Origin of the sequence: Pyruvatibacter sp., from assembly GCF_040219635.1 — a bacterium.
Classification (GTDB): domain Bacteria; phylum Pseudomonadota; class Alphaproteobacteria; order CGMCC-115125; family CGMCC-115125; genus Pyruvatibacter.
The window spans coordinates 174,535-186,729 of sequence record NZ_JAVJSC010000004.1 but is presented as its reverse complement, the minus strand read 5'-3'; the positions used below and the strand labels follow the sequence as shown (position 1 = coordinate 186,729).

The window sequence follows — 12,195 nt, the reverse complement described above, 5'->3', positions numbered from 1 at the left end:
AAGACGGATCAACTTTGCCGTTACCCGTCTCAAGCCAAGTCAAAAGGCAAGTGGAGGCTGAACCGATGTCGCAGACACTGGAACCCGCGCACACAAACCACCAGCATACCGATGCTCCTGACAGCCATATTCGTCGCGACGCAAAGGAGATGCTGAGCCTCGTCGCACTTGCGCGCGACAAGGCCGGCAAGGCCCGCGCCCTCATCGTGCGCCGTCTCACCGACATCGCCCTTCTGCCCGCCGACCAGCTCACCCCGCAGGAACGCCAACTGGTGGACCAGATGCTGACCCAGCTCGTCGGTCACATTGAAGTGGATTTGCGCGCCCGCCTGGCCGCACGTCTGGCAGACCGCGCCGACGCACCGCCCGATGTGCTGGTAGCCTTGGCGCATGACATCATTTCAGTGGCGCGCCCGCTGCTGGAGCGCTCCAAAGCGCTGAGCGACAGCGACCTTGTAAGCGTGATTTCAAACAAGGGTCACGACCACTGGGTGGCCACCGCAAAGCGTGAACAGCTTTCAGCGTCCGTGACCGATGCTCTGGTAGCCACCTGCGACCCTGATGCGGTGCTGAGCATTGCCCGCAACAAGGGCGCGCTGTTCTCAGCAGAAGGCTTGCAGAAAATCGTCGAACTCAGCGAACAAACACCTGCTTTGTGTGAACCGTTGCTTGCGCGCACCGACATGACGCCCGCCCTGGCACACACAATGTTCTGGTGGACATCCTCCAAGCTGCGCCTCGACATCGTCAACCGTTTCACAACCGACCGCCGTATGCTGCGTGAAGCCCTGACAGATGCCATCGAGGAGGGCATGGAAGCATTTGCCGGCGATCCCGACCTGATGCGCACGCTGAGTTTGATGGTGCCGCAAAAGCGCTATGGTCCGTCGCTGGGGGAAGATCTGCTGGCCGCCGCCCGCGGCAAGGACTTGCGCAAGGTTGTCGTAATGCTTGGTCAGTATGCGGACATAAAACCCGCAACGGCAGCGCATATTGTGACTGATACCGGCGGCGAAGCGCTGGCTGTGGTCAGCAAGGCGCTTGGCCTCACCCGCAGGGAGTTTTTGCAGTTCGCCTTGCTGGTTGCCAGCCACCGGGAGGGAACAACACGCACGGCGGCTGAAGTGAACCGGCTGACGGCATTGTTCGATTCTGTCGCAACCGATCGCGCGGACGTGGTGCTGCGATATTGGGACGATACGGTGAGGGCAAAAAAGCCCGTGCGCCATAGCGCAGCGGCCTGACGCGACTATTCGCCCGCGAGTCTGTGGGCGTCACGCGGCATGTCGTCAAGGTCACTACGCGGTGTGCGCCTGCGCGGTGCGGGTGCGGCAAACGCCTCGAACGACATGATCTCTTCAAGCTGTGTTTGCGCGTCGCGGGCAGTTTGCACGATGGCGTTTTCCGCTTCGTCCACCAACGCCACAATCTGCGCCAGCGCACCGGCAAGGTTGGCGGCCCAGGCGCTGTCCGCGCCGTCTGCCACCAGCGCCTTGGTATCGCGTTCAAGGCGTGAGGCGGCAGCCCGCACGGCACCGCTGTCAAAAGCACCGCTTGAAATAGCGGCACGAATGCCAGCGATCTCCGCCTTGAGAGCAGCCTCACGGCCCGTGCGCCGAATGCCCTCCGCGTCTTCGTGGTCTGCCATCGGGGCAAGATCATCAAGGCTGATGCCCAGGTGCCGCGCCAACAGCGCCATGGTTTTGAATGTGCCTTCCTTTTTGCCGGTTTCGATTTCCGACAGATAGGCCGGGCTGATGCCCGCGCGCCGCGCCAGCGCCACAGCCTTGAGTCCGCGATGCTCGCGCCATACCCGCACCGGGTTGGCACCGTCAGCGATGCGGTGGGCAACGTCTGCAGGCACAGCATCCGCGCCTGCGTCCAGCGTGTTGAGTTCGGTCAGCCCCGCCTTGAGGTCACCATAGGCTTCAAGGTCGCGCACCATGACGCGGTACAACTCAATCGGCACCGCGGCAAAGCAGGGTTCGCCCTGCGGTGTTTCAATGATCTGAATGGGCTTGGTGTTGCTCATGCGGCAATACCTGCGTCCAGCCTGCGCGCCGAGGTGGGCAGAGCATGATTGCGCCGAACGATCATCAGCACATCAATGCGCTCCGCCGTAATCCTGCAAACAAGACGACCAACGCCTTCGACGGCTACCTGGACAAGATTGTGTTCCATCCCGCCGGGCAGCGCACGCAGCGACGCGGATGCGTCGCCCTGGTCTGTCAGTGCCAACGCCGCATCGCGCACTAGTGCCTGTGCAGGCTTGGGCAAGGCTGCGAGGGCGCGATAAGCGCGTCGGCTGTAGAAAAGCGGGGTCAAAAACACAAAACCTGTCAAAACTGGCGAGGATGCGGATCACCTTGAAGTCTGAACCAGACGTTATACGATTCGCATCCCCTCCGGTGAACGCGATAGGCTTGGTCAAGATGACAAACATCCAGCTCCCCACTCCCGCCGCGCTCACTGCAACCACACTGCATCAGTTCATTCGCGAGCGCGGTGCCGCCCGCGCCAACCTTACATTGCAGCAACGCCGCGAAGCCGCAGACGGCAATGCCCTGATCTACCCGGTGGCGGGCAGTTTCACCATTGAACCTGTGTCTGCGGGCGGTGCCGCCGCTGAGTGGCAGGCCGGGCCTAATGCATCAGGCACCCGCACGCTTCTGTATTTTCACGGTGGCGGCTATCTGTTCGGCTCGCCCACGTCCCACCGCCATCTCACAACCGCGTTGGCGGACGCTGCAAATATGCGCTGCCTCAGCGTGGATTACCGGCTGGCCCCGGAGCATCCGTTTCCCGCCGCGGTGGATGATGCCATAGCCGCCTATCGCTGGTTGCTTGAAACCGGCGTCTCCGCGACAGACATAGCGCTAGGCGGTGATTCAGCAGGTGGCGGCCTGGCGGTAGCCCTCATGGTGCGGGCCCGCGATGAAAACCTCCCGCTGCCCGCTGCCGCCATACTGATTAGTCCGTGGACGGACCTTGAATGCGCACGGCCCAGTTATACAACCCACGCGCATCTGGACCCGTCCATCACCCAGGCAGGCATTGCCGACACGGCAAATGTATATCTGGCAGGTGCCGACCCGCACGACCCTCTGGCGTCCCCCGTTTATGCAGACCATCGCGGGCTGCCGCCGTGTCTCATTCAGGTTGGCGGTGCCGAAGTGCTGATTGACGACGCCCGCGACCTGTCAACAGCCATGCGCCGCGCTGGCGTGTGCGCTGAACTGGAGGTGTGGGATCAAATGGTTCATGTCTGGCACGCCTTCCACCAGCACCTGCCCGAAGGCCAGCGTGCCGTGCAGCGTGCGGCGGATTTTCTGCGTACCCAGATGCCGGGCTAGCTGCGCCACCGCAACACGGTTTCAGGCACCGGGTTTTTGAACGGACGGCCTTCAGCGCGCGCGCGGTCCCATTCGGTTTTCATGCTGAAATACCATTTGCCCTGCACATCCGCTTCGTTGATGAGCATCAGGCGCGGGTCAAAGCTCAGGCCTTGTTGCAGCAGGTTCACCACATCTACGTCCTGCTTGAGGAAGTGATGCACAAACGGCTTGAGCAGTGGCGCAATGACGTTGAGCCACGGCACCGTTGAGAAAAAGCTCTGCGTGATTTCGGTGGTCTGGGCACCGGCAGGCGTCACCGTCGTCATGCCCACCAGATGATGCTTGCCCGCCGTAATGTGCTCCACACGCACACCAGGCAGCAGAAAACTGATCTCGGTTTTCACGTCGCCGCCCATCAGCTTATAGACTTTCGAGTTGGCAGACGGCTTGTGCGCCACCATGGAAAACCCGTTCTTGACCGGCGCAAACGCCTTGGCCTTTTCGCGCATCCGCCCTTCGTCGCGCCACCACCAGTTCTTGTGAACAAACGGCCCGTGCGCCGGGTCAATCAGCCCGATCACGGCGTTGTCCACATGGCAGGAGAGCTGCATCTTTTCCACGATGCGTGCGGGCCGGTTGCCCACACCGGGCATCACCGGCGGTTGATCATCTGGCTGGGACGGTGCGCGCAGATCCGACGGCATCCATATCCACAAAACGCCCTGCTGCTCTCGCAGCGGATAGGACGCGACGGAGATCCGCGTCGGGTCCATGTCCTGCCCTTCATAGAGCGACGGAATGTGCTTGCAGACCCCATCCGTGCCAAAGCGCCAGCCATGATAGGGGCACTGCACGGTAGGCTGATTGTCAGTGTCAATGAACTTGCCGTAGGACAGTGGCACGCCGCGATGAGGACAAATGTCGCGTATGGCAAACGCCTCACCCGCCTTGGTGCGCCCCAGCAGCACGGGCTCACCGGCAATGACCTTGTGCGTCAGTGCGCCCGGCGCAATGTCGCGACCATGCACGGCAAAATACCAGATGTCCCTGAGAAAGCCGTCACCACGATCTGTCATCGGTCCCGTCATCCGTTATAGCCCCCGATGCCGCGCCGCGGTGTCAGACTGCTGTATCCTGCCTATGCGGCGTGGCGACCATTGGTGAGCGCACCTAAAACCGGCACGCGGCCAATAACAGTGCGGCCAAGCGCCAGCCCTTCAGATACGGCCTCGGTTGCGATGGTGCCGGGGGTCGGGCGCGACAAGTCAAACTGTGCTTCCACGGTTTCGTCACGGAACCTGTCCACCTCGCCGCCGAACTTCTCAGCAATCCTGTACATACGCTCGTTCTTGACCAGACACAGCATGTAAATGCGCGACATGAATCGGTTGCGGCCGATGGTCAGCATACGCTTGGTCAGTTCCGAACCAAGCCCAAACCCCTGCAGGTCGGCTTCCACGGCAACCGCCGCCGAGCCTTCAAGCGGCAAACGCCAGCCGATGGGAGTGAGAATGCCGGTGGCTTTGATTTCACCGTCAATCACCGCGCCAATCACAATGTCGCGGAACCAGTCGAGGCGGTCCACATAGGTCTGGATGAAGCGGTTGGTGACCGGACGGCCAAACCGCAGCACCCGGTCCTCGCGGCTCAGTCGGCACAGATGACGCCGCAGTGCGTCCATCTCCAAGGGCCAGATGCGGCGGATAACCGGCTGAGCAACAGCACGTGGGCGCGATGGCTGGGCGGATGTGGTGGCTTTTTCAGGTCCGGCTTTTTTGGCGGCGGCTTTGCGGGGGGCGGCTTTCCTGGCCACCGTCTTTTTGGCCACTGTCTTTTTCGCCACTGTCTTTTTAGCAGGTGTCTTTTTAGCAGGTGTCTTTTTGGCAAGTGCGGGTTTCGCAGATGCTCGCTTGGGTGCTGCCTTCCTGGCAGTTGCCTTTGCGGAACCAGTCGTCGTTTTTGCAGTAGCCATGAAGCAAGACCTTTCTGGACCCCCGTAACCCGCAAAACAGGTACAGCATAGGGGCAAGTAGGGGCCGCGCGGCGAAGGGTGACAAAGTGTCATTCGGCGCGGCTTCGGGCAGACCATACACATCCACCATTGTGCTCTGCAATATAGGAATGATGGAACACATCCCCAACCTGATTCGGTCAGTCGCAGCGTCTGGCAACCTTGCTATGGCGAGGGGGATGCTTGTCTGTGCATTGGCCCTTGCCGCGCTACCCGTTCCACCGGCCTTTTCAGATGTTCACGCAGATGTCGAGGCAGACGCCTCCACGAAAGAATGTTCGGCATGTATCGGGCCCGCTGAACTGGCTGCAGCGCTTGCGGCAAAGGCGGATGACCTAAAGGCGCAGGTGCGCGCCATGCAGCAAAACCCGGCAGCGCTCGAAATACCGGCCTCCCGCGACAAGCCGGGCTTGCCGCACGGTAATGGCCCCGGCACCGGCGGGACTGATGCGCAGGCCCCCTTCACAACACTCAATCATGCCGACGCGGCTGGCCGGACTGCAGAAGGTGTCGCCACACTGGCTGGCAGCATGGCGCAGGCCTATGGGCAGTGCAGCGATGAACAGCGGTGCTTGCGGGAAGACGAGCACATCTCCAACCTGTTGACTCGGTCCTGCACACCGATTGGGGTGGGCGACGATGTTGACACGTCGAAGCTGCTGCGCCCGGTTCTGCACATGGTGGAGACCCTCGAAACACAGGCTGCGAACTGCGCCACGTTGGCGTGTCCCGGTGCTGACTGCGAGGCAAGGTCCGCAGTGCTGGAGGCGGCGGCCTTTGCGCAGTCGCTATTGATCGCCGCAACCGGCGACGGCCCGGCAGCGGGTCACAATACGACGCTGCCGCAAGCAGTGCCCGGTCGCATCATCAGCGATCATGCCGATGGAGCGGTGCAGGCGCTGCTGTCACTTGTTCAGCATATGACCCTGTCGGGCCTTGACCCGGAGGATATTCAGCGCGCCGCGCGGACGCTTGCTGAAATCGAGCAGGCGCTTGAGGCGACATCGACAGACGACAACGCAATGCGCGAGCGGTGGCGGGCAACGGCAGCCCGTCTTGCGCTGGCGCACCTGCGAGACCGGCTTGGTCGGTTTAACATGGCGTCAGGCTCAATGGCCGAAACGCGCCCCCCACAAGAAGACTGGAGCGGGCTGGGTGATGCCATGCAGCGTGCAGTGCTTGCGCTTGCGCGGCTTGGCGCGGGTAGCAGCGAAACGCAGCAACGCCCCGGCGCGTGTCCGGCAAGTGATGCGCTGCCTGACCCCGCCATTGCATCCGCGCTGGCCCGTCTGCGCACGGTGCTCAATTTGTCGGCAGTGTGCAGCATCCGCAGCGGGTGCGGCGTTCAGCAGGCACTTGAGCGCGGCACGGCACGGGCAGCCTTGTTGTTGCGGGTGCCCGTGTTGGAGCAACGCTTGGAAATAATGCGCGCTCTGGAAGAGGAAGTGGAGCTTGCGCCGCACATGCTTGCCGCCGCCGCGGCATCTGCCGAACCGGCCCCGCAGATCATGGTCGATTTTTCAGCCTATCGTCAGGGCGAGGCCGTGAAGGCGAGGGTGGACGCCAACCAGAACAGGTGTCTTGCGCAGGGGGGCACCATTGTGTTGCGGACGGTGGAGCAGAACGACCCCGCACAAATGCTTGAGGATGTTGCCCTGCCAGCAAGCAAGACGTCGCCGGTCCATTTTGCAGCACCCGCACCCGGAGATTACGAAATAGCGGTGGTTGCCAGTGTTGGAAATGGTGGCGGCACGCTGGCTTCGGTGCCGGTGCGGGTGTCCGGCGCCGAACCTTCAACATGCGTCGGGTGGAACGGCGTATGGCAAACCGAGTTCGGCCGATTGGTCACGGTGACGCGCGATGACGGGTATTTCAGCGGCACATACAGACAAACACCCACAGCCAGGCCCGGCTTTGTGTTCGGGCGGGTAAGGGAGGAAACCGTTGAGGGTATCTGGCTTTCAGAAATTGCCACCGGCGGCACCCGCCTGCGCCTCATGGGTGAAGGTGTGTTCAGGGGCGGTTGGGGGCTGTCGCCGGGCCGCACCGACAATGGTGGTCGCTGGTCAGGCATCTGCGTGGCGCAGTAGCTTGCTGGCGGAGTAGTTAGCGTGGCTGAGCCGGGGCTAGTGCCAGTCCCTGAAATATGAGACCCGCATCACAATCCGTGCCGCCCACTCAAGCTGCACACCAAAACGCACGTCGCCACCAGGGTCGAGCGGCATCAGCGTGAACGTGCCATCAGTTTCGCGCGCCAGTCGACGCAGAAAAAACATCTTGCCGTCTGCGGGCACCAGACAGTCCTGCCCGTGCGCGCCTGCAAGGTCTGCTCCTTCCAGCCGGTTACAAATCAGCAGGTCGCCCGCTTCGTAGCGTCCGATGCGTGCTGCAAGGCGCACGGCGACCGGCCGGTCTGCGGGTACATCCAGCACAAAGCGGGCCGTCTCGGTTTCAGCGCCCGATAACACGGCTCCGTCCCCGGCGAGCGTGCCCAAAAGTGATATCTCGCGCCCGCCGCCGCCTTCAATCAGGTCGGCCACATGTATGCCAAACACCTCGGCAAAGCGCTGCAGCCAGTCCATCGAGACCGTCATGTTGCCGGTTTCAAGCCGCGAAATGGTCTGCGGCGTGGTGGCAACACTGTCCGCGAGCTGCTGCAGCGTCAGTCCGCGCAGCTTCCTGTAATGCCGAATACGTGTTTGCACGTCGATATCCCCCGTTTAGCCGACCAGCCTGCGCCGCCCAACGCGCCCATTCGCGTCAGTCTGACACCCGTGGCCGGGTCTCAAGACGAAAATAATCCAAAAAAGTTATCCACGGTGTTTACGTAATACGTAAAAATATATCTAATGAAATATAAAGTTCCTATTATGTTCCTAGATCACGCCGGGGTTAATCGCAATGCCGAATGTTATTGACGTAATAGCATCTAACTCACCTGCCTGCCAGATGCACTACCCGATACACCGCCAGATACACCACCAGATACGGTGTTTCTCGCTTCACAATACACATCATGCACAACTTGTGCGGGTGTTTGTCGCCCACGCCTTCAGGCTGCCCGCTGCAGCGTTGCTTGCGCCCACGCGCGGGTCAGGCGCTGTCAGCCATGCCCGGCAGGTTGCCATGTACCTCACCATGTCGTGTTCAGTGTGCCGCTTGCCCACGTCGCCGCAGCGTTCGGCCGGGACCGCTCGACGGCGTCCCATGCCTGCAAGGTGGTTGAATGGCAGCGCGATAACCCGGCTTTCGACCATTTCCTGACGCGTCTTGAATGGCATTTGCTGGCGGCCAGCGGCAATGCCGCGCAGGCAGACGCGTCCAGCCTCATGACAGGAGAAGGCGCATGAGTACATCAGGCAAAAAGTGGGTCACGGGCCTGCCATCAACGGCGCAGCAACCCGTTCTCGCGGCAGGCGATCTCGACCGCGAGCGCCGACGCATTCTGCTGCGCCTTGCGGTCGCGCAGGCCCGGCTGGAGCCTGTTTCCGGCACCACGCGGTATGCTGTCAGGACCACCCGCACCAAGAGTGGTGTGCCGCGCATCCGTATGGATGCTGCCTATGTGTCCGCCTTTGTGCGGGAGGGCCTGTTACAGCCGGACAGCAACCAGACCTATGTACTGAGTGACCTCGGCCGCCAGTGGGTGGCACGCGCAACAGCAGCACAGGATCCGTTTCGCAGCCAGCATCAGCTTGAAGGCACGCGCCTGATAGACGGGCGGGGTACGGGAACCAAAACAGCCCTTACCCCCATGCGGGTCAACCTGAGTGAAACACCGCTGGGCTGGCTGCGCCGCCGCAAGGGCGCCAAAGGCCAGGCCCTGATCACACAGGCGCAGTTTGAAGCAGGCGAAAGGCTCCGGGCGGATTTCACCTCAGCCCAGATGACGCCGCGTACCACCGCCGACTGGTCAATGGCGCCAGACGCCGCCCACACCAAAACCGGCGACCGCATGACCATGAGCGATCGTGCCCTTGCCGCGCGCCAGCGTTTCTACAAGGCCGTGGATGCAGTGGGGCCGGGCCTCGCGGAGCCCCTGGTGGATGTGTGCTGCTACCTCAATGGCCTTGAAGATGCTGAACGCCGCATGGGCTGGCCGCAACGCGCCGGGAAAATAGTTCTCGCCATCGCCCTCGACAGGCTGGCCGATCACTATGGCTTCAACGGCAACACCAAACGAAGCGGAAAAATCGGTCTGTGGCGGGCCGATGGCCGATAGGTTTGCGCAGCTACGCAAGCAGGAACGGCCCGGCGAGCAACGCTGCCATGGCAAACTCAAACGCCGTGCCGCCATAGTTTGCGCTGTTGGCAGCCCTGTCCATCATCATTGAACCAGCCCGCACCACAGCTGTCAGAGCCCAGCCGCAGGCTAGTGTTATGAAAGCAGCCTCGTTGCCTGACACAAGCGCAAAGGCATGGCCACCCGCAAACACGCCTCCATACGTCGCGCGCACTTCTGAAATCGAGTGGGGCAGGTCAGGGTCAATGCGAATGACCACAAGCCGCGCAGCACCGTGCGGGCTGACAATGGCAAACAGACCAAGGCCAAGCCCGGCAAGGCCTGCTGCATAGGCCAGCCACACCACACTCATGATGCCGCCCGACCTTCAAGGGCTGCTGCAGCATCGGCCTGAATGCGCCCCACCATGGCGTGCAGCCCATTGGAGCGTTGCGGGCTCAAATGCTCGTCCAGACCAATCTTGCGGAACACATCGTCAGGGTCGGTCGCCAGAATATCGGATGCGGAGTGTCCCGAATACAACGCCAGCACAATAGCAATCAGTCCACGGACGATATGCGCATCGCTGTCCCCGACAAACCGAAGTACCGGCCCGTCCGATGTGCCCTGCTCAACATGCGTAACCAGCCACACCTGACTGACGCAGCCTTTGACTTTGAACTCATCCGTGTGCGCAGCTTCAGGTAATGGCTCAAGGCCTTTGCCCAGCTCAATCACATACCGGTAGCGGTCTTCCCAATCATCCAGATAGGCAAAATCGTCTATGAGAGCATCAATGCTCACGGCCCGCAGTCTCCTGACAAAAACACTCGTATGTCACAGACATAGGGCGTTCTTTGAGCACAGACAACATACGCGGCGACTGTCATGCCGATCGACAGGAACAAAAATCGCAAAAAAGTGGCGCGTACTGCACTCCTGGTGGGGACGAGGCGGACCCTGGGGGGGAAGGGGGCCTCTTGGAGGAAGCGCAATACGCGCCCATCGAGGGACGGGCAGTCTATGTCAGACGGCTTCTGCCGCCTTTACTTACCGGTCTCTCCACCGGTTTTGTATTTGTGCCTCAAACACCCTGTTCAATGGCAGGGGCCTCTATGGCTGCAGGCGTGATGGCTGACGGATCTGCAGCGTCCGCGCCGGCCTGACGGGCATTCAGCAGCTCCTGCGTAGCCCAGCCCAGCGCCTCGCCGGAATAATAGATGACCTGGTCCACAACATGCGCACCGGCTGACACCGCAGTGTCGCACACAGCTTCGTTGCGCTCGCAAAAGCCCAGAACGTCAGCCCCTGTCGAAACGGCAATCGACACGGCATCGCCTGCGTCAAATGCATCCGCCGCGGCGGGCGTTACAGCAGCAGCCTGTGCCGCGCCGCCCTGCTGTGTCGAAACGCCGGGCGCCGCAGGTAAAATCATGGCGATAATCGCCAGCCAGAAAACAACTCTCACTATAAGCATCGAACCGACCCCTCGGTTGTGCCGTGTCGCCGCCCGGAATGGGCAGGCAAGACAGCAGTGCTCTCATGTCACGCCTGCGAGCGTAGGACTGAAGGTGTTTGAAGGGTGCAAATTGAATAGGTCGCATTTGATGTAACTTGCCGTGCAGGCGCCCAAACAGGCCCCTAATATGGCGCATGGTCAAAAAGTCCAAACCACCGCAACGCAAGTACAGATCAAAAAAACCTAAAACTTTAGCTTTTGTTGTCTGGGTCGGCGGGCGCGTCTCTTGACGCAGACGCGGCGTCATCCATGCCCAGCGCGTGATGTGCCTCGGCCAGAAACTCAGGTGTGTGCTCTCGCGGCTCGAAGTTCACACCCGCACCCAACGCCTTGATGATGGTATCTAGGGCAGCAGCGCGCGCAAACTTCTTGTCGTTTGCGGGAATGACATGCCATGGCGCATCCGGCGCGGATGTGCGGCGGATCATTTCCTCGATCGCATCCTCATAGGCAGCGCGCTGGCCGCGATTGCGCAGGTCTTCAGGTGTCAGCTTCCAGCGTTTCAAAGGGTCTTTCAGCCGGGCGCGAAAGCGCTCTGCCTGCTCTTCGGGTGACACATGCAAGAAGATTTTCACCAGCCGGAAGCCGTCCGCCGCCAGCGACTTTTCAAAGGCATTGATTTCGCCGTAGGCGCGCCCCCATTCTTCCGAGGTGGCAAATGCCTCCACACGCTCCACCAACACCCGTCCGTACCAGGAGCGATCAAACACACCCAGTTCTCCGTTTGGGGGCAACCGCCGCCAGAAGCGTTGCAGATAGTGTTCTTCACGCTCGCGCTGGTCTGGTGCTGAGATTGGCCACACCCGTACGGCGCGCGGGTCCATGACGCTGGTCAGGCGGCGTATCACACCGCCTTTGCCAGCCGCGTCCCATCCCTCAAAAACAATCACGCCCTTGAGGCGGTTATAGAGAAAAGCCAGTTGCAGCTGCCGAACGCCATCCTGCAGCGTTTTGATGGCGTCTGCATAAGCGTTGCTGTCAAGCTGAGCATCCAGCGGCACGGATGACAGGGCAAAGCTGTTGGGCTGCCAGACCGCAAATCCATCCTGATAGCCGCTCGATGAGCTGTTGGTTTTGTTATCTTTCATGAGTTGCTGTGCTGTATCCA

Annotated in this window: 14 protein-coding genes; 5 read left to right on the top strand and 9 right to left on the bottom strand. The window is 61.3% G+C overall.

The window, feature by feature from the left end; all coding sequences use genetic code 11:
* The first annotated feature begins 65 nt into the window (after positions 1-65).
* A complete protein-coding gene (locus tag RIB87_RS09655; RefSeq protein WP_350145990.1) occupies positions 66-1,244 on the top strand; it encodes a DUF2336 domain-containing protein in 1,179 nt (392 codons plus the stop codon).
* Between the two features lie 5 nt (positions 1,245-1,249).
* Here RIB87_RS09655 and RIB87_RS09650 read toward each other — a convergent pair whose 3' ends face one another.
* Both RIB87_RS09650 and RIB87_RS09645 read right to left on the bottom strand, forming a co-directional pair.
* Positions 1,250-2,032 carry a helix-turn-helix transcriptional regulator gene (locus RIB87_RS09650; protein WP_350145988.1) on the bottom strand — a complete coding sequence of 261 codons (783 nt, stop codon included), beginning with the start codon at positions 2,030-2,032 and terminating at the stop codon, positions 1,250-1,252.
* Positions 2,029-2,325, bottom strand: a complete 297-nt coding sequence (locus RIB87_RS09645) for a hypothetical protein (RefSeq protein ID WP_350145986.1) — start codon at positions 2,323-2,325, stop codon at positions 2,029-2,031. The genes RIB87_RS09650 and RIB87_RS09645 overlap by 4 nt, the downstream gene beginning before the upstream one ends.
* Positions 2,326-2,432: 107 nt before the next feature.
* On the opposite strand from RIB87_RS09645, the gene RIB87_RS09640 reads away from it, so the two are divergent.
* Complete coding sequence (locus RIB87_RS09640; RefSeq protein WP_350145984.1) at positions 2,433-3,353, top strand: alpha/beta hydrolase; 921 nt, start codon at positions 2,433-2,435, stop codon at positions 3,351-3,353.
* On the opposite strand, the gene RIB87_RS09635 is transcribed toward RIB87_RS09640, so the two are convergent.
* Together RIB87_RS09635 and RIB87_RS09630 are read right to left on the bottom strand one after the other, a co-directional pair.
* Positions 3,350-4,411 (bottom strand): Rieske 2Fe-2S domain-containing protein, encoded by a 1,062-nt coding sequence (locus RIB87_RS09635; protein ID WP_350145982.1) that lies wholly within the window; start codon positions 4,409-4,411, stop codon positions 3,350-3,352. The genes RIB87_RS09640 and RIB87_RS09635 overlap by 4 nt on opposite strands.
* A 62-nt stretch (positions 4,412-4,473) precedes the next feature.
* Positions 4,474-5,307, bottom strand: a complete 834-nt coding sequence (locus RIB87_RS09630; protein ID WP_350145980.1) for a GNAT family N-acetyltransferase — start codon at positions 5,305-5,307, stop codon at positions 4,474-4,476.
* 206 nt (positions 5,308-5,513) lie between these two features.
* Between RIB87_RS09630 and RIB87_RS09625 the strand changes: the two genes are divergently transcribed.
* Entirely contained in the window at positions 5,514-7,436 is a 1,923-nt protein-coding gene (locus RIB87_RS09625; protein ID WP_350145978.1) for a hypothetical protein, read from the top strand.
* A gap of 36 nt (positions 7,437-7,472) precedes the next feature.
* Here the strand turns inward: RIB87_RS09625 and RIB87_RS09620 are convergent, their stop codons facing one another.
* Positions 7,473-8,051 (bottom strand): helix-turn-helix domain-containing protein, encoded by a 579-nt coding sequence (locus RIB87_RS09620; protein ID WP_350145976.1) that lies wholly within the window; start codon positions 8,049-8,051, stop codon positions 7,473-7,475.
* A 447-nt stretch (positions 8,052-8,498) separates the two neighbouring features.
* Here RIB87_RS09620 and RIB87_RS09615 point away from each other — a divergent pair, with 447 nt between their 5' ends.
* Together RIB87_RS09615 and RIB87_RS09610 are read left to right on the top strand one after the other, a co-directional pair.
* Positions 8,499-8,696, top strand: coding sequence for a hypothetical protein (locus RIB87_RS09615; protein ID WP_350145974.1), 198 nt, complete (start codon positions 8,499-8,501; stop codon positions 8,694-8,696).
* Positions 8,693-9,568, top strand: a complete 876-nt coding sequence (locus RIB87_RS09610) for a DUF6456 domain-containing protein (RefSeq protein WP_350145972.1) — start codon at positions 8,693-8,695, stop codon at positions 9,566-9,568. The genes RIB87_RS09615 and RIB87_RS09610 overlap by 4 nt, the downstream gene beginning before the upstream one ends.
* A gap of 10 nt (positions 9,569-9,578) precedes the next feature.
* On the opposite strand, the gene RIB87_RS09605 is transcribed toward RIB87_RS09610, so the two are convergent.
* The 4 genes from RIB87_RS09605 to RIB87_RS09590 form a co-directional block, all read right to left on the bottom strand.
* On the bottom strand, positions 9,579-9,941 hold the full coding sequence (locus RIB87_RS09605) for a DUF4345 family protein (protein WP_350145970.1): 363 nt from the start codon (positions 9,939-9,941) through the stop codon (positions 9,579-9,581).
* Positions 9,938-10,372: a SufE family protein gene (locus RIB87_RS09600; protein ID WP_350145968.1), complete on the bottom strand. Its 435-nt coding sequence runs from the start codon at positions 10,370-10,372 to the stop codon at positions 9,938-9,940. Before RIB87_RS09600 ends, RIB87_RS09605 begins: the two co-directional genes overlap by 4 nt.
* Before the next feature lie 280 nt (positions 10,373-10,652).
* Entirely contained in the window at positions 10,653-11,045 is a 393-nt protein-coding gene (locus RIB87_RS09595) for a hypothetical protein (RefSeq protein WP_350145966.1), read from the bottom strand.
* A gap of 233 nt (positions 11,046-11,278) precedes the next feature.
* Positions 11,279-12,175, bottom strand: a complete 897-nt coding sequence (locus RIB87_RS09590) for a polyphosphate kinase 2 family protein (protein WP_350145964.1) — start codon at positions 12,173-12,175, stop codon at positions 11,279-11,281.
* Positions 12,176-12,195 lie beyond the last annotated feature (20 nt).